This is a genomic window from Sedimenticola hydrogenitrophicus (genome assembly GCF_029017505.1).
GTDB lineage: Bacteria > Pseudomonadota > Gammaproteobacteria > Chromatiales > Chromatiaceae > Sedimenticola > Sedimenticola hydrogenitrophicus_A.
Window position 1 is genome coordinate 1 of sequence record NZ_JAQGEI010000017.1, and the last position, 21,530, is coordinate 21,530.

Sequence of the window (21,530 nt, forward strand, 5' to 3'; positions counted from 1 at the left end):
TGTCCTTCCGTCCGGTAACGGCGGACCATATTGTCCCAGGCTTAGCCTGGAACGGCGGCCTGTGCGTCATGCCAGGCACACGTCTGGATTCCGGCCTGCGCCGGAATGACGGTGGCTCTTGGCTTAAGTAAGTGCCATTCGGCCATGATCGGGCATTGTTCATGAAGCGACGTATGCACGCAAACAGACTTCCGGCATCCTGCATGTTATGTGCAAAGTTATTGCGAAGTTAGCATTATTCGCCTTCATTGCGTTCATCCACCGCCACGCTCGCCCCGCCCCCTTTACCGGTCCACTGGTTGATCAGGTCGATCGGCAGGGGAAACACGATGGTGTGGGTATTCTGGCCGGTGATCTCGGTCAGGGTCTGCATATAGCGCAACTGCAGCGCCTGCGGCTGTTTGGCCAGTATCTGCGCCGCCTGCAGCAGCTTTTCCGACGCTTCCAACTCACCCATGGCGTGGATCACCTTGGCGCGTCTGGAACGCTCCGCCTCCGCCTGCTTGGCGATGGCGCGGATCATGCTTTCATCCAGATCGACATGCTTGATCTCCACATTGGCGACCTTGATACCCCAGGCGTCGGTCTGTTTGTCCAGGATCTGCTGGATATCGATATTGAGTTTGTCACGCGCAGAGAGCATATCGTCAAGCTCATGCTGGCCCAGGACCGAACGCAGGGTAGTCTGGGAGAGCTGGCTGGTCGCCTCAAGATAGTTCTCGACATGGATGATCGCCCGTTCCGGGTCCACCACCCGGAAATAGATCACGGCGTTGACCTTGACCGAGACGTTATCCAGCGAGATCACATCCTGGGTCGGCACATCCATGACCAGCGTCCGCAGATCAACCCGGACCATCTGCTGGATCACCGGCACGACGATGATCAGACCCGGCCCCTTGACCCGATAGAAGCGCCCGAGCATGAAGATGACACCCCGCTCATACTCGCGCAGGACGCGGAACATCATGATCAACATCATGACGATGATGACCAGTAAGGTTAAGACAAAGTAGTATCCGCCCGCCATCTCACTCCTCCAGCTTGTCGACCACAAGGGTTAGTCCATCGATAGCCTTGACCCGGACCCGGTCGCCGGGGGCCAGCGGTTCACTACAGCGCACCGACCAGAGCTCGCCCTCGTAACGGGCCAGGGCCAGATCGGCATTGACTTGTTCGATGGTCACACACTGATCGATCGCCAGGTCCGCACCGTAGACCCGGGGGCGTCGATGGGAACGCATCGCCATGCCCAGCACCATGAACAGCATCGCACCGGTCATCAGCGCCAGTGCCACGATTACCGGCATGGCCACCTGGTAGGCGGGGATGTCGGTATCCATCAACATAATCGAGCCGATAACGAAGGCGATCAGCCCGCCGATGCCGAACACGCCGAAACTCGGCATCATCACCTCGGCGGCGATCAGCCCCACGCCGAGCAGCATCAGCGCGAGACCGGCATAGCTGACCGGCAGTATCTGGAAGGCGTAGAGTGCCACCAGCAGGCAGGTTGCGCCGAGGATGCCGGGCAGGCCGAAGCCGGGGTTGGAGAACTCGAAGATCAACCCGTACAGGCCCAGCAGCATCAACACATAGGCGACATTGGGATTGGTGATCACGGCGAGGAACTCACTCCGCCAGTCCGGGTCGTGGACCACCCGTGGGGCGGTGGCGAGATCAAGCGTGACCTCCCGCTCGCCGATCTTCACGCGCTTGCCCTGCAGCGCCTTCAACAGCGTCTCGGTATCGGCCGCCACCAGGTCGATCACCCCCAGCTCCAGGGCGCGGGCGGCGCTCAGGCTCGCCCCCTGGCGCACCGCCTTTTCGGCCCAGTCGGCATTGCGCCCGCGCAGCTCGGCAAGGCTGCGGATGTAGGCCACGGCATCGTTAGTCACCTTGCGCTCCATCGCGCTCTTCGGCAGTGGGGAGTCCGCGGCGTCGTCATCCTTGCTATCGGCATCACCTTGCGCGGTCGCATCACCCTGTGCGGCCTGATCTTTCGAGGTCCCATCGGCAGGTGGGGTCTGATCCTTCGATGACGGCTCCTTCGGGGCCGGACGCTCCCGCTCCGGCGGCGGACTCATCGGTGTACCGATCGAGACCGGGGTCGCCGCGCCGAGATTGGTGGCCGGCGCCATCGCCGCGACATGGCAGCTGTAGAGCAGGAAGGTCCCGGCACTGGCGGCCCGCGCCCCCCCGGGCGCCACATGACAGATCACCGGAACCGGTGAGGCCAGCACCCCCGCGATCATATCGCGCATGGAGCTGTCCAGCCCGCCAGGGGTGTCGATGCGCACCAGCACGGCCGCCGCCTCCGCTTCCACCGCCCGCTCGAGCCCACGCACCAGATAGTCGGCCGTAGAGGGCCCGACCACGCCATCGAGTTTCAGCATCCATAGCGCCCCGGGCGGTGGCGTCTCCGGCTCCACCGCCGCTACCGGCGTCGTCAGCACCGCCAACAGAAACCACATCAGCAGCCCGAGTCTGGTATCCAGTCCGTTCATACCTGCCTCACCTTCTACCGAGTTAAGTATAGAAGGCTCAGCCCGGATGTTGCGCCTGGAAGTCATCCGCCAGCGGATTAGGGGGGTCTGTTCCCGGAGACGGATCACATCGGGGCGGGGGAGGATACCGTCTATAAGGACCCGCGCAAGAATAAGTTCCTGTATTCGGTCGCCCCTGGACCCCGCTGGCGGCGTTACGCTTTTTGGCAAGGGAGCGGCCATTGCCTGCAAAGCGTGCCTTGCCAGCGGGGCCCAGGAACGCCCTCGGTACTACGGAATTATTCTTGCGCGGGTCCTAAGGAGTGAGCAATCCGCGGCCGGTCTGCCGGTTCACTCAAACCCGACAGACTCCTAGTCCGGCCCATGGCTGCCCGCCACATGACATTGATTTCGGCCCGCGCTTTTGGCGGCATAGAGGGCGTGGTCAGCGCGGGCCAGCAGCTCACGGGGTTCCTCTTTGTAACGGTAAGTCGTAATGCCGATACTGACCGTCACCTGGAGCGATACTTTCCGAAACAGGAGTACCGACTGCTCAACCAGTACTCTTAAACGCTCAGCGATCTCCTGTGCCTGCTTCAGGTCGGTGTTGGGCAGGAGTATGACAAACTCCTCGCCCCCATAACGGGCGATGACATCAAATTCCCGAAGGCCCTCGAAAAGCACCTTGGCGGTATTGATCAGCAACTGATCACCGGCGACATGACCATAATGATCATTCACCTGCTTGAAGTGATCGAGATCGAGAATCAGCAGGCTCATGGCGATTTTCTCGCGATTGGTCCTGCCCAGTTCCCGATGTGCCAAGCGGAAAAACTGCCGGCGATTGTAGATCCCGGTGAGTGGATCGTGGGTTGCCAGCTCCCGCAGCATCTGCTCCTGCTGTTGACGGCGACCGATATCCATGCGGATGATCCAGCCACTGATCACGACCATGAGCAGAAAGGTCGCAGTCAGGGGCAAGGCGATCCGGTGGGAGGTGTTCTTTGCCGGAGAGCGTTCATCCCAGGCCAGGGTGAGCCGGGATTTCGCCTCCAGGTCCTGGAGGGTATGGGACAGGGCCGGGTCGATGGCGGCCCCGCCCGCAAAACGCAGATTGGGGATTTTATAAAGCTCACCGATGGTCGCAATATATTCGGCATCGATGCTCCTGGCGATCAACAGGTAGGCACCGTCCGCCGCCGGGCTGCGCTCAAACTCGGGAGTGAAGGTATCCACCGCCAGCAGCATCAATTGCCCGTCGAGCTCTATAAAGGCATTTTGGGGATCGGGCCGGCTGGTGTCCGTGCGGATAACGGGGACCAGTTTATCGAGCCCGGCCCGCCTGAGATCGGCCAGTACCCCGGTGGCTTGCTTTCCGTCACGAAAGGCGATCGCTTCGCTATTGTCGCCGCGCACGGCAATGGACAGGGCGATCGAGAGATTGTCAGCCATGTAGGTGCCGATATTTTCATCGGCCCATTGCGGATCGGGTTGCTGTATCAGGTTTTTATGGGCCACATCCCAAAAGGCGTATTCAGTGAGCAGATCGCCCAGCCGTCTCGATTCGATATCCAGGGCAACCTCAACCCGGCTCTTCATCTCGGCCCGGGCCTGGTTATCGATGCTTTGGGTGGCGAAGCGGAAGATGAGGTAATAGCCGCCGAAACTGATGCAGAGCACCAGCAGCAGGAGGACAAAAATACGCCGCCCTGAATCGCTCTCCTGATAGCGCGCGGGGAAATCGTTGGGGTTGTTTTCTGATCTGTTCACAAGCTGCTGTCGAATCGCACTCGTCTGCTTATCAACCCAGACCCGTTCATGACGGGAAGTTAATGACAAGGGTCACAAAAATGGTAAGACCACTTTCCATCCGATACACCTCTTTGCGTAGCCTAGTTAAACATACATTCCGGCAGGCTGTACCGTTTTTTATTACTTTATTCGCTTATTTCCCACTGCCAGGTGAAGATCCCACGGAGTGTGAGTGACACCGTTTCAGGCACGTTGCAATCCCGTCTCCTCCACACGCCAAGCGCAACCACCTATCAAAAATGTAATCTCCAGGTCAGCGTCCTGTTGGGACCACCCCCCTAAGATAGCGCCACGGTTTCCCGAAATACCGAGTAAATTCACTAACCAAACCGTTTAAGGAGATTCATCATGTCTATCAAGAAATCTGTCATTGCCCTGACCCTCAGCGCATTCATCGTTCCCGCTGCCTTTGCTGACAGCGGCTGGAGCTGGGTCGGTGGTCAGATCGGCTGGGCGCCCCACGCCACGCCCAGCAGCAAAAGCCGTGCCGAGGTGAATCAGGAACTGGAGAATTTCCGCGATAATCCAGTGGATGCCGCCGGTTGGAGCTACGCCGGGAATGAGCTAGGGTACCTGCCACCCCAGCACAGCTACCGTATTGAAAACGGCAAGCTGGCGCATGATGATAAGATCGATCACGGCACTTCCCACCCCGTCACGGCCATGGCCGAGGAGGAACGCCGCCAGTATGAAGCGTCGTACCCCAATGGCTGATTTGCTCTGATTAGAAGTGTGCGTTGTCCCGGCCAACAGGCCGGGCGGCGCGATTACCACCAATCCCCGACAACCGCCGCTCGGCGGGAGTCTTCGCTCGAAGTCCCATCAATTGCGATCGAGACAGTTCGTGTCGCTCACAACAGCCCGCTAGTTCGCCGGAATATGCTGCGCTAATCCAACCTACCCTAGCCCGTCGGTTGGGGAAGGAACGAACCCCAACATCAGGGCGCACACGCATTAAACCCCAGTCTATGGACTCGCCACGATCGGTCAAGCCCGACAGACTCCCAGTAGCCTTCCAATTTAATATTGCCGGGTAAAGCTGTTTGAGTTTCGTAGGGTGGATAAGCCGTTAGGCGCATTCCATCCTCAGGTCCGTAAACGGTACATCCTTGCACCACTCCTCACCCTACAAAAGTACTTTATCAAATTGAAGTAGTACTACTCGCCGAGTTCACGGCTTTTCCACAGGTAATAAACCGTCGGCAGCACCAATAAGGTAAGCACCAGGGCGCTGGCCATACCGCCGACCATGGGGGCGGCGATGCGACTCATCACTTCGGATCCGGTACCGCTGCCATACATGATCGGCAGCAGGCCGCCGATAATGGCGGCGGCGGTCATCATGACCGGGCGTACGCGCAAAACCGCGCCATGCAGTACCGCGTGCTGCAGGGTCTCCCTTCTGGGATGCACCCCCTGCTTCTCGCATTTGGCCTGCATCTGCAGGTACGCCTGATTGAGATAAACCAGCATGATTACGCCGATTTCCACCGCCACGCCGGCCAGTGCAATGAAACCAACGCCCACTGCAACAGAGAAGTTGTAGCCCAGCAGATACATCAGCCAGACCGAGCCAACCATGGCCAGGGGCAGGGTGCTGAGGATCATGACCACCTCGGTAAAGCGGCGGAAGTTCATGTACAGCAACACCACGATGATCGCCAGCGTCATCGGCACCACATAGGTCAGCTTCTCCTTGGCGCGCAGCATATATTCATACTGCCCGGACCAGACCACGGAATAGCCGGCGGGCAACTTGAGCTGCTCATCCACCACCACCATGGCGTTCTGGACATAGCTACCCACATCCACCCCCTCGATATCGACGAAGGTCCAGCCATTGAGGCGCGCATTTTCGCTCTTGATCGCCGGCGGGCCGTCCTCCACGTAGACACGGGCGACATCGGCGAGCGCGATGCGCTGGCCGCCCGGCGTGACGATGGGCAACAGCGCCAGTTGCTCGGGCGAACTGCGGTAGTCCTGCGGATAGCGCAGGTTGATCGGGTAGCGCTCCAACCCCTCGATGGTCTGGCTGACGTTCATGCCGCCAATGGCAGTGGAGACAATCTGCTGCACATCGGCGATATTGAGGCCGTAACGCGCCGCCCTGGCGCGTTCGATATCCACCTTGATATAGCGGCCGCCGGCCACCCGTTCGGAATAGACCGAGGCGGTGCCCGGGACATCCTTAAGGATCTGTTCCAATTGCTGGCCGATCTGCTGGATCTGGGCAAGATCCTCGCCCGCCACCTTGATCCCCACCGGCGTCTTGATACCGGTGGCCAACATATCGATGCGGGTCTTGATGGGCATTACCCAGGCGTTGGTCAGTCCCGGCAGTATGACCAGCGCATCCAGTTCCTTTTTCAATTTCTCCGTTGTCATGCCTGCACGCCACTGCTCCCTGGGCTTGAGCTGGATAAAGGTCTCGACCATGGTCAGCGGCGCGGGGTCGGTAGCGGTTTCCGCCCGGCCTATCTTGCCAAACACGGTTTCCACTTCCGGCACCGTGGCGATCAGCTTATCGGTCTGCTGCAGCAGTTCACGCGCCTTGCCGATGGACAGGCCCGGATAGGTGGTGGGCATGTACATCAGATCACCCTCGTCCAGCGGCGGGATGAACTCGCTGCCGATTTTGTTCACCGGCCAGAAGCCGATAAGCGTAACCAGCAACGTCAGGAACAGCGTTGATTTGGGGAAATGCAAAGCACCTTTTAGCACCGGCATATAGGCACGGATCAGGATCCGGTTGATCGGGTTTTTATGTTCGGGAAGCACCTTGCCGCGAATAAACAACCCCATCAGCACCGGTACCAGGGTTACCGACAGCGCCGCACTGGCGGCCATGGCGTAGGTCTTGGTGAAGGCGAGCGGGGAGAACATGCGCCCCTCCTGCGCCTCCAGGGTAAACACCGGCACGAAGCTGACGGTGATGATCAGCAGACTGAAAAACAGCGCCGGCCCCACTTCGGCCGCCGAATCGGCCACCAGGCGCCAGCGGTTCTCCCTGGTCAGCGGTGTGCGCTCCATATGCTTGTGCATGTTCTCGATCATCACGATGGCGCCGTCGATCATGGCGCCGATGGCAATCGCGATGCCCCCCAACGACATGATATTGGCGTTGAGTCCCTGCCAGTGCATGATGATGAAGGCGGTGAGTATCCCCACCGGAAGACTGATGATGGCGACCAGCGACGAGCGCACATGGAACAGGAACACCATGCACACCAGGGCGACGACGATGAACTCCTCCAACAGCTTGTGCCAGAGGTTTTCCACCGCGCGCTCGATCAGGCCGGAGCGGTCGTACACCGTGACGATCTCGACGCCATCCGGCAGCCCCGCCTTGAGTTTTTCCAGTTTGGCCTTGACCCCGTCGATGGTCTTCTGGGCGTTTTCCCCAAAGCGCATGACGACGATGCCACCGACGGTTTCACCCTCGCCGTTAAGCTCGGCGATGCCCCGGCGCATCTGCGGTCCCAGTTCGATATCGGCGACCTCCTTGAGCAATAGCGGCGTGCCGTTGGCATCCAGCCCGAGCGGAATATTGCCCAGGTCTTCGATATTATGGATATAGCCGGTGGCCCGCACCATGTACTCGGCCTCCGCCATTTCCACGACCGAGGCACCCACCTCCTGATTGCCGCGCTGGATTGCCGTCTGGATGTGGGACAGCGGCATGCCGAAGGCACGCAGCTTTTCCGGGTTCACCATCACCTGATACTGCTTGATCATGCCGCCGAGCGCGGCCACTTCGGAGACACCGGGCACGGTTTGCAGTTCGTATTTCAGAAACCAGTCCTGCAGGCTGCGCAGTTGACTGAGGTCGTGCCTGCCGGTTTTGTCTACCAGGGCATAGAGGTAGACCCAGCCGACGCCCGTGGCATCGGGTCCCAGTTGCGGCCGCGCATTGGGCGGCAGCGTCGGCGCCACCTGTGACAGGTATTCCAACACCCGAGAGCGGGCCCAATAGGCGTCTGTCTTGTCATCGAAAATCACGTAGACGTAAGAGTCGCCGAAGAAGGAGTAGCCGCGCACCGTCGCCGCGCCCGGCACCGACAGCATGGCGGTGGTGAGGGGATAGGTGACCTGATCTTCCACCACCTGGGGCGCCTGGCCCGGGTAGCTGGTCTTGATGATCACCTGCACGTCGGACAGATCCGGTAGCGCGTCCACCGGCGTATTTTTCAGCGAGTAGAGGCCCACCCCAACCAGAATCAGGGTCGCCAGCAGCACAAAGAAGCGATTGTTGACGGACCAGCGAATGAGGGCTGCAATCATTTCACTGCCCCTTCTTTTCGCTGGTCATCATGGTCATGCCCTGATGCTGGCTGTGATCCATCTCCGGCAGCGTTGCGCGTCCTGTACCCTGTTGCTGGCTATGGTCCATGGCCAGAACATTGTCATCCTGGGCAGCATCATCGGGTATATGCACTTGACCAACCCGGTACTCGCCACCCGCGCCCTTGATGATTTCGACATGCAGGCTCATACCGGCTCTCAGTGCGCTTAGATCGACCCGCGTATCCACCAGGAAATCCATAGTCATGGCTGGCCACTGCCAGACTTCGATCGCCTCGTGCGCCAGGGTCACCATGCGGTGATCCGCAATCAGGCCCTCGATGCGTGCCGCCACCCAGGCCTCATCCGGTACGGCTTCTTCATCCCCTTGTTGACTCATGCGCTTGAAATCCGAACTTTTGCTGGATTCGGAATCGAGCAGGAACTGCGCCGAGGTAACGATCTGTTCGCCCTCTTCAAGCCCGGACAGGATCTCCACCTGCCGGTCACTGATACGGCCAACCGTCACCTGAATCGATTTGTACTTGCCCTCACCCAGTGCCATGACCACGCGTGACTGGCCGCCGGTTCGGATCAATGCCTCTCGCGGAACAAACAGCGTCTCCTGGAGTTGACGCGGACTGATCACCAACTGGGCAAACATGCCCGGCTTGAGTACGCCGTCGGCATTGTCGAATTGGGTGCGGATCCGGGCGGTGCGCGTTTTGCTGTTAAGGCTCGGGTAGACGTAATCAATAGTACCGCTCCAATCCCGGCCCGGAAGATAATCCAGGCGCATGCTGACCTCATCGCCTGAGGCAATCAGCGCCGCCTGGCGTTCGAACACTTCGCCGACCACCCAGATGTGCTCCGGCACGCCGATACTCATCATCCGCATGCCCGGCTTGACAAACATGCCTTCCCGCACGTCGAGATTGTCCAGTACGCCGGATCGTGGTGCGTAGAAAGTGATGGTTTGGCGCACCTTTCGGCTCTTCTTCAAATCCGCAATCACCGAACGGGGCAACTGCAAGGCCGCGAGCCGATCCTGTGCGGCCCTGACAAGCCGTGGATTGTCCCGCTTGAGGGCCAGTACCAGCTCCTCCTGGGCATTGACCAGCGTGGGTGAATAGATGGCGTAGAGTGGCGCGCCCTTGGCGACCGGATCCCCCTCGGCCTTGACATACAGCTTCTCGATCCAGCCTTCCACCCGTGGATGAATATGCACCAGTTCATCCTCGTCGTATTGCACATAACCGACGGTCTGAATTTCCGTTTCGATTGCGCCTCGTTCGACGCGGGTGGTGCGCACCCCCAGGTTGTTGATGACATCGGACGATATGCGCACCGTGCCGGGAGTGTCGCCAGCTGCGGCCTCTTCATACACCGGGATCAGGTCCATACCCATGGGTGACTTGCCCGGTTTGTCACGTTTGTAGTTCGGGTCCATCGGCGCGACCCAATAGAGCGGCGGACGATCACCGCTTTCAGTCTGGGCCGCCACGTTCAAACCGTCGCCCGCCGTCCATACCCCGGCGGCACCCGCCAACGCACCGATGGTGACCAAACCTAGTGTTTTCATCATGTTCTTCATGTTCGATTCCTAAGCCACTTGCTTTGTAATGAGGCGGTCAATTGTGCTTTTCAGGTTCAAGCGCCCGCTTTCACCCGTTCACCGTGGGCACCTGGGCAAGCAGGTACCTGATCTGCGCGATGGTTTTTTGCCGGTCCACCGCGATGGCAAGGGCGTCGATTTTGGCGTTGAGCTCGGCGATGCGCGAGCGCACGGCTTCCGCGAAGTCGCCATCGTCGTTGTTGTAGGCGCCAAGGGCGGCCTCGGCCTGTTCGCTCATCTGCGGCAGCAGTTGCCGCTGGTAAAGCGTTTGGCGCTGGTCCAGGCGCTTGAGTTGCGCTCGTGCCATTTCCAGTTTCGCCATCAGCTGCCGGACCAGGAGTAATTTGTCGGTTTTAACGGCCTCGGCACGGGCCACGGCGGCGCTGACGTCCCTGTCCTGCCGGTTGGAAGTGAACAACGGCAAATCAAAACTCACGCCGACGGAAAACAGATTGGCGCGCTCACGCCCCAGCGGGTCGTCGGCGCGATAACCGTATTGCGCGGTTACGCCCCATTCCGGCTTGTACTTCTGCCGGGCCAGTTCGACCCCCGTTGCCATGGAATCGATCCGGCGGTCCTCGGCCTGCACCGCCGGATGCAGGCGCAGCCATTCATACCAAGGTTGCTGGGAGAGTGGCTGGGAGAGTGGCCTGTTATCCGTCAACAGTGCCGGTGCGGGCAGCTCCAGCATGGGCAAAGGGCCGGCGGGGGTACTGTCCGCGAACTCGCCAACCCATTCGGACAATTGTTGTTGCGCCGATTCCTTCTGCTGGTTCAGTGCGGTCAGGCGATCATCAAGGCGCGTCAACTCCAGTTGCGCGCGGATCACATCCTGCTGGCGGGACCGTCCGAGGGCCGTGGCATAACTCGCCTCGGCGGCATCCACCAGCTGTTCGAACAGGGCGCGATCGTTTTCAATCAGGCGAATGCTTTCCTCGGCCTTGAACGCCTCCAGCCACAGCTGGCTCACGGTGGCGGCCACCTTGGCCTCGCGATCCATTCGCAGTAACGGCTGCTGCAAGCTGGATTGCTGCTTCTGTTGCCGTGCGAGCGCCCGACTGTCACCGCGTGGAAACATCTGCGTGACACCCACTGTAAGCTGTGTCATCGCCTCCTGGCCTAGATCGAAGCTGTCGGTGGGCAGGTTGGCCGCCATTACGCTGACCCTGGGGTCAGGCAGCGTGGCGGCGGAAACGGCCTCGTCCGCCAGCGCCGTCTCCTGATGACGGCTGCCAGTGAGCCAGGGGTCGGTGGTGACGGCTATCCGGATCGCCTTGTCAAGCGTCAACCCCGCCGTCTCGGCATTGATCGTCATCCATGGCATGGTGGCACCAAGCACGATGATCAACGCATGCGTAAGCACTCGCATTATTATAACTCCTGGAATTATTGCCGGGCGGTTTCCACCCAGGCAGGAATTTCTGGCCACTGTTTTTGTTCAGCGACAACATATGGCCGAATACCTTTGTGTTCCCACAGGGCCGGGGCGCATGTGGCAGCCCCGTCCCATGGAATCAGTTAACCGCGACCTTACCCACCATGCCGGCTTCCCGGTGGCCCGGTTGCAGGCAGGCGAAATCGACCGAACCGGATTGAGTGAACTGCCACACCAGGGCGCCACTCTGTCCGGAATTGAGATTGATCAGGTTCGCTTCGGTATGCTTCATGCCCGGCATCTGGCGCATCATTGCGGCGTGCTTGTTGAATTCATCCTGGGTTCCGATCACCAGCTCGTGCGCTACCTTGCCCTGGTTCTTGAGGAAGAAACGCACGGTCTCCCCCTTGTTGACGCGAATATTGCTCGGCGTGAAACGCATGTTGTCATCCATGGTGACTTCGATGGTGCGACTTGCCTGTGCGGATTCCCCCGGCTTTCCCGCCACCGCGGCGTGCTTATCCTTATGCATCCCGGCCATGTCATGGCCTTGCGGCATCTGATGGTCGTCCATACCATGATTGCCGGCGTTATCACCCGCCGCCAAGGCAAGGGCAGGCAACGCAGCCAGAACCAGAATTGAAATTCTCTTCTTCATAAACCACCTTGTAATCGGGTTGAAATATCGTTGGGTATCTGTTGAACATACCGAAGCATCCGACTTCGGCGGTGCCATTCTGCTTGCCTAAAACCAACAGGAAACTGGCGGGAGGATTACATTTCTGTAATCTTTGCGATCCGCGGCCGGAAGTGGCGTAATATGCACCGGCAGTTGCGGCGGCATCCTGGTGGAGAGAGCTTATGAAAATCCTGGTGATGGAAGACGAACCGAAAACAGGCACTTACCTGAAAAAGGGTTTGACCGAGGCCGGCTTCATGGTCGATCTGGCGGTCAATGGCCTGGATGGTCTTCATCTTGCACTTACCGAGGCCTATGATCTGGCGATACTCGATGTCATGGTGCCGGATATTGACGGCTGGCAGGTATTGCATGGGATACGGCGCGCCGGCAAGGAGATGCCAGTACTGTTCCTGACCGCCCGCGATCAAGTTGAAGACCGGGTCAAGGGCCTGGAACTGGGCGCGGATGATTACCTGGTAAAGCCATTCGCCTTTACGGAACTGCTGGCGCGTGTGCGAACGCTGTTACGTCGCGGCGCGAAAACGAAGGAATCCACGTCGTTGAAGATTGCCGATCTTGAACTGGACCTCTTGCGGCGTCGGGTGGTCCGTGCGGGGAGACGCATCGACCTGACCGCCAAGGAGTTCGCCTTGCTGGAGTTATTGCTCCGTCGTCAGAGGGAAGTGTTGCCCCGTTCACTGATCGCATCACAGGTCTGGGACATGAACTTTGACAGCGACACCAACGTTATCGAAGTGGCCATCAAGCGCCTGCGCATGAAGATTGACGATGGTTTCGAACCCAAATTGATCCACACGGTGCGCGGCATGGGCTACGTACTGGAGGTTACGGATTGAGTCTGTTACAGAGTCGATCGCTGACGCTTCGCCTGACCTTGTGGTTCGCATTGTTGTCGGCACTCGTGCTGTCGCTGCTCGGGTGGTACGTCATGCACTCGCAGGAACACCATTTTGAAGAGCAGGACCTGGTGGTGCTAAGCGGCAAAATGAAACAGGTCAGGCACATCCTCGAAAAGGCTCTGGCAACTCCCCGTGGTGAAACGTTTACGAGTCGGTTGGATGACGCGTTGATCGGGTATAACAATCTGGTCATTGCCGTTATCGGACCAGACTGGCGATGGGTACGCGCCAATGCCGAACTCGAGCCGCCCCCAAAATTACTAGACCATTTCACTGCGACAGGTTCGGAATATCTGGTCAAATGGACGGCCGACAATGGACTCGTATGGCGCGGCATATCAGAAACACACATCTCCAAGGGTGGTGCCGGCTCCCCCTATACCGTGGTGATTGCCACCGAGATATCCGATCACGAACATTTCATGCGCTCTTTCCGCAAAAACCTTAGGGTGTTCATAGCGCTGACCACCATCGCAACGGGCCTGCTTGGCTGGCTGGTCGTCTGCTGGGGGCTGGCGCCGCTTCAGTCGATCAAGCGCCAGGCCAAGGACATTACCGCGAATCGGCTGCACGCGCGCCTGCCCGCGGAGACAATGCCCCTGGAACTGGCCGACCTGACCAGCACCCTGAATGAAATGCTCTCCCGGCTGGAGGAGTCGTTTCAGAGACTGTCGGATTTTTCGTCCGACCTCGCCCATGAACTGAGAACACCGGTGAGCAATCTGCTGACCCAAACTCAGGTCACCCTGTCGAAAACAAGAACGGTCGAGGACTATCGGAACATACTGGCCTCCAACGAGGAGGAGTTTGAGCGCCTGTCCCGTATGATCAGCGACATGCTGTTTCTCGCCAAGGCGGATAACCAGCAGCTCATCCCGAAACGGCAACAACTCGAACTGGCTGATGAGGTGGCAGAGCTACTGGAGTTCTATGACGCACTGGCGGAGGAGAAGGAGATTCAAATCTCGGCCGAGGGGGATGGGGCCATCCTCGGCGATCGTCTCATGTTGCGTCGGGCCATCAGCAATCTGCTGTCCAACGCGCTTTGCTATACACCGGCAGGTGAGTCCGTAACCATCAGAATCGGCAAGCAGGAAGATGGCTCGGTTCAGCTGACCGTGGAAAACACCGGCCCCTGTATCCCGGACGAGCATCTGCCCCGACTCTTCAATCGCTTCTATCGGGCCGACAGCGCACACCACCGGAAGACCGAGGGTTCGGGACTGGGCCTGGCGATCACCTGCTCCATATTGAGCGCCCATGGCGGCGATGTCATCGTGAGTTCGGCCGATGGCATCACGCGCTTTACCCTGCTGCTGCCGTCAAGTGTTGAATAATCGAATCCTCACCTGAAGCCCTGAACTCATGGACAAAGTTAACTACTGCCAGCATGGGTGAGCACCTCAACGGCGCCACAACACCTTGAGCCGCCCAAGACGGCTGAACAACTTTTCGTACCCACGGCGCCTACCCGATCCCGGATCGGTAAAGGATCATTACTCTCGCCAAGACGCCAAGCACGCCAAGGAAAACCAATTCCTTCCCTTAATCTTTGCGCTCTTGGCGTCTTGGCGAGAGTCCATTTGCCATATGTCAGCCAGAGGCGCTCGACCCATGCATAGGTCAAACCTGACTAGTCCCCCGGCTGAACCGGGGGATTACCCCTGGGATTTATTCACCAAACATGATCGCCCGAACGGTTGATTCTCCGTGACGGGAGTTATTCCGTACAAGCCTGCGCGGCTTTCGGCCGGCGCCAGAAACGATAGACCAGGAGGGTATGGATCAGCAGGCCGGCCGCCGACAGGTAGCCGATCATGCCGTCGTAGCTGCCCACCAGGAAGCTGAAGGCACTGTCGGGATTGAGGTCGCTGAACTTGCGCACGGTCTTGATGACAAAAACGAACCCCGCATGCAGGCCGATGCAGTAGGCGATGTTGCCGGTGCGCTCGCGCACCACCGCGAAGAAGACCCCGAGGCCGAACAGGGCGACGAATGAGTCGAATATCCGCCATTCGGCAAACTGGGAGAAGGCGCCGGAGAGTATCAGCAGGCCGCTGTACCAGGCCTGCGCCTCGGCGCCGGCAAGCGGCGGCGGGTCGATGAAGTGCAGACCGGCATAGAACAGGCTGGAAAGCAGCATCGTCACCACGAAACCGTGATCACGGCGGATGGCCCCGAACAGCCCGCCGCGGAAAAAGGTCTCTTCGATAAAACCGATCAGCAGACCGCCGATCAGGGCCACCAGGGTGGTTTTCAACAGCAGCGGCAGCCACGCCTCGGTGGGGAAATCGATACTGCGTACGCCGAACAGGAACAGACCGGCGCTCAGCAGCAGCAGGATCGACAGGCCACTGAGCCAGCCCTTGAGCAGATCGCTTACAAACGCGGATCTCGGCAGGCCGTAACCCAGGCCGATTTTATTATTGATGGCGAAGTGGCGAAGAATCAGGATAAAGCCCGGTATCGCGATCAACTTGGCCACGGTATTGATCAGTTTATGCGGCCCCTTGCTCATGCTCTCCTGCAGCAGGCCGTAGAGGGGATGGTTGAGCAGGGCGCTGAGCAGCAGCGACACCAGCATGAGCAGGATAAAGTAGGCAAAGGCGCGCATCTATTACGTAAGCTCCGGTGCGAATCGGTGGCTGGTTGGAGACGGGTCAGCCGCGTATTCTACCGGAAACCGGCTCGTGACGACATGCTGAAACAGGCGTCGCCCGGGACGGCGTCATCTAGCGCTGGGCGGGATGAGGATCTGCCTAGCCCGCCTTCGCGCAACGATTAGTAGCATCGGACACGGCCGAGTATATCTCCGTATGCCGACGAATGATTTTTTCTCGATCGGCCTTGTCCGCCGCCGCCGTCTCCGCCTGGGCAGCCTTTACGAGCGTCTGGTAGTTCTCGCCGCTCAGGACATCCTTCGCTTGATCCGCCCAGCAATCACAGTAGCTATTACCGTACTCACGCTTGAGCCAGCCGATGCCCTGGCTCGTTTCGCAAGAGGCCATTAGGACAGCACGACTGTCAATCGGATCGCCGCCCCCGCAGGCCGTCAAACCAGTCAATACCACGAAAGCGAAACAATTGCGAAAACTGCCCATGTTGATGGTTTTCATAACTTATCTCCTTTGGTAACCACTCACAAGGCGATAGACCGACAAGACAGGCCAATCACGTACAGACCGGGTGAGTAACTACCTCATTTCTTGATGAATTCCCCGACCTCGATATTGGTTTGCCGCTATTTTGCCAATACCATGTTTGGTGCATTGGCCGCGCCGAAAATTGCTTTTTCGCGCAGCCACGCAACTATTCCACAGGGAATGGTGGCTATTGCCAGACCTATCAAGATTGCGAATAGAAGAGCCAACAAGTACTTCCCTCCTGTGTGATTTTGATCTACAGCATAGATGCCAAACAATATGCCAAGAACGAAGTACGCGACCTTGGGATAGACCAGCTTCTTCAACTTGCCGTATGTATAGAACTGGTTTGTTGTTTGATTGTGGACTTGAAACCAAAGATCTTCTCCCAAACGCCACAGTGTCACCTTATGACCCTCCCGACATGGCGCTACCAAATCCACAAGTTCAAGCGCGTGCTCAGTTCCATCATCCTCCTTCAGGAAGATCGTCTGATAGCGAATCGTTTCGGATTTTATCTCGCCTTGGACTGGCGCAACGGTGCCATAGGTGGAATTTGTTCCGCCGCCATAAATCTTGCCACTCACCTCCGTTTCGCTGCGCGTACTCTCACTCTGGACAGTTCCGGAAAGCCTGTACACCGCAAATTTATACATCAGCTTTTTACCTTTGTAGACGTTTTCTATCGGCATCGGAATGTCTCCTTTTTTTGATTCAATTAGCGCCAGCCGTAATCGGCGCATTTGCAGTGAGCGTAGCGAACGAAAAATGCGTCCGAGTTTACGGCTTCGGTAGGCATTCAATTCTCCGCTTGACTCTATGTCGACCTCTCAATTATTGCTGAAATAATCCCGCCTACGAACGCTAACCCTAGCACCCCAACAGCGATAAAGAACATCCATTTCATAGTTGCCGGGATCATCTTCCTGAATAACACGGTCAAAACTCCTGAAACACCCATGGCCATGAAAAACCAGATTGGGGAGTCTTTCGTGTCTAGGCTTACCGCGATCCCTGACACGTGCACAAACGAGAGTAACAGTCCGGTGCAGATAAGCCAGAACCCGACAAACGAGAATACCGGATGCAGGAACAGAGCCATGACCATCATGATGAGTCCTTCGCCCAGCTTCCGACCTTCGTACGCGGGGTCTGTCCCTCTGATAACGACCTCCTTCGGGCCAGAACTCTGGCTGACCGAATCCCAAAGCGATTGTTTCGTAGTGGCAACCTGAAGGGGGGCGCCGCAGTTCGGACAAGACGCCGCCTTGTCCGAAACCTCCTTATTGCATTCTTCGCAATTAACCAAGGCCATATTCTTTACCTCCTCAGATGAAAATGATGAGCTCTTGCTGACCGCCTAACAGACGTATATCAGGCGTGACGGGGCTGGAACCATCGGGGGCCAGTTACATACAGCCGGTAGGCGGCATAGAGTGAAAACGGGATTCCGATGACGGTGATCGCCGGCACCGCCACCCCCCAGATCAGGGTGCCCGTTTTTCCGAACACACCGTAGCGGGGTTCGTACAGGTAGCCTTTCTTCGCCTGGCAACTGGGGCAGGTTGTGGCATGGCTGCTGACCAGGGTCATGCAAAACGGGCACGACTCCTGTTCGGGGCCGGGGGTCCGTGGCACCGGCGCGCCGCAGGTCGGGCATGTGGCGGCCGCGTCAGAGAGGCGGTTTCCACACTCTGTACATTCGATAAGCGCCATTTCCTCTCCTCCTTGCGATATGAAAGCAACCGCCCAACCCTGATACGGTACAAGGTCGTACTCAACGCTGTTTTAGCCAAGTAATCCGGGAGAAACACCTCCCAATCGGGAGGGTTCGTTTCTTGAAGAGGGACCGGTTACCGCGCCTGGTGCTGGCGCAGCATGATCTGTTCCGATAGCAGCAGACGGACCAGCTCCGCCTGCCGGTCGACGCCGGTCTTCTGGAAAATCCCTTTCAGGTACCAGCGAGCGGTTTGGTAGGTGATGCCTGCCTTGCCCGCCGCCTGGCGCAGGTCACAACCACGACTCAGGTCCTGCGCCAGTCGGGCCTCCGTGGAGTTGAACTGAAAACGCTGCCGCAGCCAATCCGTTGAGATGAGGGAATCACATTCCGGATCGTTCAGGATCAGCGCGACGGCCGCCTTCTCCATCAAAAATGGTCCCGAATCTCCACAAGACAGGGGAACGAGTATGGCGCAGAGGGGCTGCTTTCCATCCGGCCGGCGCAGGCTGACCATGTGCGCCGCGCCCGGGGTGTCTCCATAGCGCGCCGCCAATGCGCAACGCATCGCCCCATTCAGTTTTCCCTGGTCCTTACGGTGACTGGCGGCCACTCGGGACTCCCTGGTCAACACGCCATCATGCCGCCCGAGCAAAGCTTCGGCAAAACGGTTGGCCTGCAGGATATGTCCTGCCGGGTCGAGAAACACCACCCCCAGTGCCATCCGATCGACGACACCCTGCAGGTCGTCGATCATGGAGCGCTGAATCGAAAGTCGCCGCGCCACGCACACCGCATTGGCAAGATGACCGGCGATCCACTTGAAACGGGCAACATCATGCGTTGAGAACGCCCCCATCTGCCGTGGCCGATAGAGAAAGCACTTGGTCTGGGAGTGACTGTCCACGTACAGATTGACACCCAGGGTATGGATGAAATCCTGGGGTTTCATCCAGTCGTTGTACAACTCCGTCTTGTGATAGAAGCCCGGCTGCTTGTAATAACGATCGAGCGAGGCGTCGGTGCGGACGCACCCCTGCCGTTGTAGTGACGGGACCGCTTGCCAGGGGTTGTCGAGCAGGAAGTGGGCAATGTAGGTCTCCAGCAGTTCCGCATCGATACCCCGCAGTTCGGTCAGCGACACCCGCCCCGAGTAGGGGTGGGCGGTATAAATGCCCGAGGCGATACAACCGAATTTCTGCTCCATGGACTCCATGACAAGCGACCAGCCGGACGCGTCGAGTGCCGCCGCGTAGATCTGGTCGATTAGCTGCTGATGCCGCTCCATAATCAGGCTCCTGGTGGCCGCTCAACACGCCAGTGGTGATCCGCCCCTTTCCCCGGCTGACGCCCACTTGAAAAACAGTTCGCTTTCAATGTGAATAGGCGCTAATGCGGAAGAAGTTAACGGCTATTCCCCCCTATAATAGTCAGGATTTACAATTACTCAATCACCAACCCGATGGCGGCACTGCGCTACCCCCTGGGGAAGACAATTTCCCACGCCAGGTGCTACAGTAGATTCCATCAGGGTTGCCATGCGGCGGCCCGCGCAACCCCCGATGCGTGAGGGCTACGGCCATGGAAGCGGGTATTCCGATACAAGTACTGCTACCGCTGGTGATCGCCGCGATGATGCTGGGCGTCGGCATGAGCCTGCGGATAAGCGACTTTACCGCCCTGCTGGGCATGCCGCATGCCGCCGGGATCGGTCTGGCGACCCTATTTGTGGTATTCCCCGGATTGGCCTTTTTGGTAGCCGGGGCCTTCTCGTTGACGGCCGAGCTGAGTATCGGCCTGGTGCTGCTGGCGGCCAGTCCGTCGGCCTCGACGTCAACCCTGTTCACCTACCTGGCGCGGGGTGATGCCGCCCTGTCACTGACGCTGACCGCGGTCAGCAAGCTGCTTCCCGTGGTCACCATCCCCCTCTACGTCAGCATCGCCGCGCGCCTGTTCGCCGATACCGATACCGCGTTGACCCTGGGCTTTGCGGATATTTCGGAACGCGTGGTGCAGATGGTACTGCTGCCGACCCTGATCGGTATGGCGCTGCAACATTTCGCCCCCGCTTTTACCGACAGAGCCAGACCCTATGTAATTCGGATCGCGGTGACCGCGCTGGTCCTGCTGATCGCGGCACTGGTATACCGCGAACGCCAGAAACTACCGGATATGCTGTTGGCCGCCGGTCCCGCCGCCTTGACCCTGTGCCTGCTGGGCATGGCTTGTGCCTATGCCCTGGCCCTGGCGGCGAATCTGCGCCAGCAGCAGACCACCGCCATCGTGATCGAGACCGGCATGCAGAGCGGCGGCACCGCGATCGCCATCGCGGCGGGCCTGTTGGCGGCACCGGCCATGGCGGTACCGGCGGCGGTCTACTCCCTGATCATGTATCTGGTGACGGCTGTTTTCGTCCATCTGCGACGCGCCACCCTGTCCAGGGCAGCGGCGTGAGGCATCAATTTCAGCGCAGTTTGACACTGATATCCCGGTGCGGTCTTCCATCCCGAATCAAATCCGCGAAGCGCACCGGACGCTTGGCTTCCGATGAGAGCCGCAGGCTTCCGCCGGCCAGCTGAAACTGCTGCAACGCCTCAATACCCGACTTATCCAGAACGTCCGCCATACTGGCCTGCATAGCCGCTGCCGACTCCTGTTCGGCCACCCGCAGCGCATCGATCTCCCACCCCTCATTCAGCGCCTTGGCATAGTTGAATTTTTCCAGCGCATCCAGATAGGCCAGGTTTTGAATAAAACCGTGATCCGTGACCCGTGCCTCCAGCGCACGGAACTCCACCCGGCCGAACTCCTCGATCAGCCGCCCGGGATTGGTCATGGCACCGCTCACCAGCTCCTCAATCTTCACCTCCACCAGCCGGCGCGCGCGCCCCAACTCCAGTTCGATGGTGGACCCTGCGATCTGCTCGGCGTCGAACTCCAGCGCCACCGTCAGCACATCCTCGCTCTGGTCATAGTGGTATGAGACGGTCCCGGCCAGCCGTGTCCGGTCGATGCCCAGCTGGCGAAAAACCGCCAGGGGCGCGGCGCCGAATTCATACAGCAGGTTCTGTTGCCGGTCATCAGGTGTCGGGTTGGTAATGATTTCAAAACCGCTGAAGCGCAGTTCAAGCCGGTCATCTCCGCTCACGCCCTTGAGACTCAGGCTGTCCAGCTTCCCGGACACCTTTTTCTGCGCGGGGTTACCCACCGCGCCGAGCATGGCAAGCGGATTGAGACTGGTCGGGGCTTTGCGGGAGCCGCCGGATTCGAACAGCACCAGATCCAGGTCCACATCCCGCAGGGAAATGGTATCGGAGAGTGGCGAGTAGGAGATATCCCGGTAGCGGATCGCATCCTGCAGCCGGTTATCATAGAGATAGTCTTCAAACTGTTCGACGCCGTAACTGGCGGTGTAGAAATAGCCCCCCAGCAGCAGCACACCCAACAGCGCCCCGCTGGCACCCAGAACCAGCCGTTTGTTCTCCATGATCTTCATGAC

Annotated in this window: 18 protein-coding genes; 4 read left to right on the forward strand and 14 right to left on the reverse strand. The window is 59.0% G+C overall.

Annotated features, from left to right (window positions below; all coding sequences use genetic code 11):
• Positions 1–235 precede the first annotated feature (235 nt).
• The 3 genes from O9K64_RS11955 to O9K64_RS11965 all read right to left on the reverse strand — a co-directional run bounded on the left by O9K64_RS11955 (position 236) and on the right by O9K64_RS11965 (position 4,256).
• Entirely contained in the window at positions 236–1,030 is a 795-nt protein-coding gene (locus O9K64_RS11955; protein ID WP_335342282.1) for a slipin family protein, read from the reverse strand.
• A gap of 1 nt (position 1,031) precedes the next feature.
• The gene (locus O9K64_RS11960) at positions 1,032–2,507 is read right to left on the reverse strand and encodes an NfeD family protein (RefSeq protein ID WP_275098303.1); all 1,476 of its coding nucleotides are present in this window, start codon (positions 2,505–2,507) and stop codon (positions 1,032–1,034) included.
• A 351-nt stretch (positions 2,508–2,858) separates the two neighbouring features.
• Positions 2,859–4,256 (reverse strand): diguanylate cyclase, encoded by a 1,398-nt coding sequence (locus O9K64_RS11965; RefSeq protein ID WP_275098305.1) that lies wholly within the window; start codon positions 4,254–4,256, stop codon positions 2,859–2,861.
• A gap of 390 nt (positions 4,257–4,646) precedes the next feature.
• Here O9K64_RS11965 and O9K64_RS11970 point away from each other — a divergent pair, with 390 nt between their 5' ends.
• On the forward strand, positions 4,647–5,012 hold the full coding sequence (locus tag O9K64_RS11970; protein ID WP_275098306.1) for a DUF4148 domain-containing protein: 366 nt from the start codon (positions 4,647–4,649) through the stop codon (positions 5,010–5,012).
• Between the two features lie 444 nt (positions 5,013–5,456).
• On the opposite strand, the gene O9K64_RS11975 is transcribed toward O9K64_RS11970, so the two are convergent.
• The 4 genes from O9K64_RS11975 to O9K64_RS11990 all read right to left on the reverse strand — a co-directional run bounded on the left by O9K64_RS11975 (position 5,457) and on the right by O9K64_RS11990 (position 12,305).
• Positions 5,457–8,579 carry an efflux RND transporter permease subunit gene (locus tag O9K64_RS11975; protein ID WP_275098307.1) on the reverse strand — a complete coding sequence of 1,041 codons (3,123 nt, stop codon included), beginning with the start codon at positions 8,577–8,579 and terminating at the stop codon, positions 5,457–5,459.
• Between the two features lies 1 nt (position 8,580).
• Positions 8,581–10,173, reverse strand: a complete 1,593-nt coding sequence (locus O9K64_RS11980; RefSeq protein ID WP_275098308.1) for an efflux RND transporter periplasmic adaptor subunit — start codon at positions 10,171–10,173, stop codon at positions 8,581–8,583.
• A 70-nt stretch (positions 10,174–10,243) separates the two neighbouring features.
• Positions 10,244–11,563, reverse strand: a complete 1,320-nt coding sequence (locus tag O9K64_RS11985) for a TolC family protein (RefSeq protein ID WP_275098309.1) — start codon at positions 11,561–11,563, stop codon at positions 10,244–10,246.
• Positions 11,564–11,708: 145 nt separating this feature from the next.
• On the reverse strand, positions 11,709–12,305 hold the full coding sequence (locus O9K64_RS11990; protein ID WP_335342283.1) for a cupredoxin family protein: 597 nt from the start codon (positions 12,303–12,305) through the stop codon (positions 11,709–11,711).
• Between the two features lie 125 nt (positions 12,306–12,430).
• On the opposite strand from O9K64_RS11990, the gene O9K64_RS11995 reads away from it, so the two are divergent.
• Positions 12,431–13,108 carry a heavy metal response regulator transcription factor gene (locus tag O9K64_RS11995; RefSeq protein WP_275098310.1) on the forward strand — a complete coding sequence of 226 codons (678 nt, stop codon included), beginning with the start codon at positions 12,431–12,433 and terminating at the stop codon, positions 13,106–13,108.
• Positions 13,105–14,508 (forward strand): heavy metal sensor histidine kinase, encoded by a 1,404-nt coding sequence (locus O9K64_RS12000; protein ID WP_275098311.1) that lies wholly within the window; start codon positions 13,105–13,107, stop codon positions 14,506–14,508. The genes O9K64_RS11995 and O9K64_RS12000 overlap by 4 nt, the downstream gene beginning before the upstream one ends.
• A 383-nt stretch (positions 14,509–14,891) precedes the next feature.
• Here the strand turns inward: O9K64_RS12000 and O9K64_RS12005 are convergent, their stop codons facing one another.
• The 6 genes from O9K64_RS12005 to O9K64_RS12030 all read right to left on the reverse strand — a co-directional run bounded on the left by O9K64_RS12005 (position 14,892) and on the right by O9K64_RS12030 (position 19,319).
• Positions 14,892–15,785 carry a CPBP family intramembrane glutamic endopeptidase gene (locus O9K64_RS12005; protein ID WP_275098312.1) on the reverse strand — a complete coding sequence of 298 codons (894 nt, stop codon included), beginning with the start codon at positions 15,783–15,785 and terminating at the stop codon, positions 14,892–14,894.
• Positions 15,786–15,930: 145 nt separating this feature from the next.
• Positions 15,931–16,287 (reverse strand): hypothetical protein, encoded by a 357-nt coding sequence (locus tag O9K64_RS12010; protein ID WP_275098313.1) that lies wholly within the window; start codon positions 16,285–16,287, stop codon positions 15,931–15,933.
• Between the two features lie 125 nt (positions 16,288–16,412).
• Entirely contained in the window at positions 16,413–17,006 is a 594-nt protein-coding gene (locus O9K64_RS12015) for a hypothetical protein (protein WP_275098314.1), read from the reverse strand.
• Between the two features lie 125 nt (positions 17,007–17,131).
• Entirely contained in the window at positions 17,132–17,629 is a 498-nt protein-coding gene (locus O9K64_RS12020) for a zinc-ribbon domain-containing protein (protein ID WP_275098315.1), read from the reverse strand.
• Between the two features lie 59 nt (positions 17,630–17,688).
• Positions 17,689–18,030, reverse strand: coding sequence for a zinc ribbon domain-containing protein (locus O9K64_RS12025; RefSeq protein ID WP_275098316.1), 342 nt, complete (start codon positions 18,028–18,030; stop codon positions 17,689–17,691).
• A 137-nt stretch (positions 18,031–18,167) separates the two neighbouring features.
• Positions 18,168–19,319: a helix-turn-helix transcriptional regulator gene (locus O9K64_RS12030; RefSeq protein ID WP_275098317.1), complete on the reverse strand. Its 1,152-nt coding sequence runs from the start codon at positions 19,317–19,319 to the stop codon at positions 18,168–18,170.
• A gap of 293 nt (positions 19,320–19,612) precedes the next feature.
• Here O9K64_RS12030 and O9K64_RS12035 point away from each other — a divergent pair, with 293 nt between their 5' ends.
• Positions 19,613–20,485: a bile acid:sodium symporter family protein gene (locus tag O9K64_RS12035; RefSeq protein WP_275098318.1), complete on the forward strand. Its 873-nt coding sequence runs from the start codon at positions 19,613–19,615 to the stop codon at positions 20,483–20,485.
• Positions 20,486–20,495: 10 nt separating this feature from the next.
• On the opposite strand, the gene O9K64_RS12040 is transcribed toward O9K64_RS12035, so the two are convergent.
• Positions 20,496–21,527, reverse strand: a complete 1,032-nt coding sequence (locus tag O9K64_RS12040) for a hypothetical protein (protein WP_275098319.1) — start codon at positions 21,525–21,527, stop codon at positions 20,496–20,498.
• Between the last annotated feature and the right edge of the window lie 3 nt (positions 21,528–21,530).

Coding starts and splice junctions, on each gene's coding strand:
- O9K64_RS11955 (WP_335342282.1), bottom strand. CDS start 1,030: ATGGCGGGCGGATACTACTTTGTCTTAACCTTACTGGTCATCATCGTC.
- O9K64_RS11960 (WP_275098303.1), bottom strand. CDS start 2,507: ATGAACGGACTGGATACCAGACTCGGGCTGCTGATGTGGTTTCTGTTG.
- O9K64_RS11970 (WP_275098306.1), top strand. CDS start 4,647: ATGTCTATCAAGAAATCTGTCATTGCCCTGACCCTCAGCGCATTCATC.
- O9K64_RS11975 (WP_275098307.1), bottom strand. CDS start 8,579: ATGATTGCAGCCCTCATTCGCTGGTCCGTCAACAATCGCTTCTTTGTG.
- O9K64_RS11980 (WP_275098308.1), bottom strand. CDS start 10,173: ATGAAGAACATGATGAAAACACTAGGTTTGGTCACCATCGGTGCGTTG.
- O9K64_RS11985 (WP_275098309.1), bottom strand. CDS start 11,563: ATGCGAGTGCTTACGCATGCGTTGATCATCGTGCTTGGTGCCACCATG.
- O9K64_RS11990 (WP_335342283.1), bottom strand. CDS start 12,305: ATGGCACCGCCGAAGTCGGATGCTTCGGTATGTTCAACAGATACCCAA.
- O9K64_RS11995 (WP_275098310.1), top strand. CDS start 12,431: ATGAAAATCCTGGTGATGGAAGACGAACCGAAAACAGGCACTTACCTG.
- O9K64_RS12005 (WP_275098312.1), bottom strand. CDS start 15,785: ATGCGCGCCTTTGCCTACTTTATCCTGCTCATGCTGGTGTCGCTGCTG.
- O9K64_RS12010 (WP_275098313.1), bottom strand. CDS start 16,287: ATGAAAACCATCAACATGGGCAGTTTTCGCAATTGTTTCGCTTTCGTG.
- O9K64_RS12015 (WP_275098314.1), bottom strand. CDS start 17,006: ATGCCGATAGAAAACGTCTACAAAGGTAAAAAGCTGATGTATAAATTT.
- O9K64_RS12020 (WP_275098315.1), bottom strand. CDS start 17,629: ATGGCCTTGGTTAATTGCGAAGAATGCAATAAGGAGGTTTCGGACAAG.
- O9K64_RS12025 (WP_275098316.1), bottom strand. CDS start 18,030: ATGGCGCTTATCGAATGTACAGAGTGTGGAAACCGCCTCTCTGACGCG.
- O9K64_RS12030 (WP_275098317.1), bottom strand. CDS start 19,319: ATGGAGCGGCATCAGCAGCTAATCGACCAGATCTACGCGGCGGCACTC.
- O9K64_RS12035 (WP_275098318.1), top strand. CDS start 19,613: ATGGAAGCGGGTATTCCGATACAAGTACTGCTACCGCTGGTGATCGCC.
- O9K64_RS12040 (WP_275098319.1), bottom strand. CDS start 21,527: ATGAAGATCATGGAGAACAAACGGCTGGTTCTGGGTGCCAGCGGGGCG.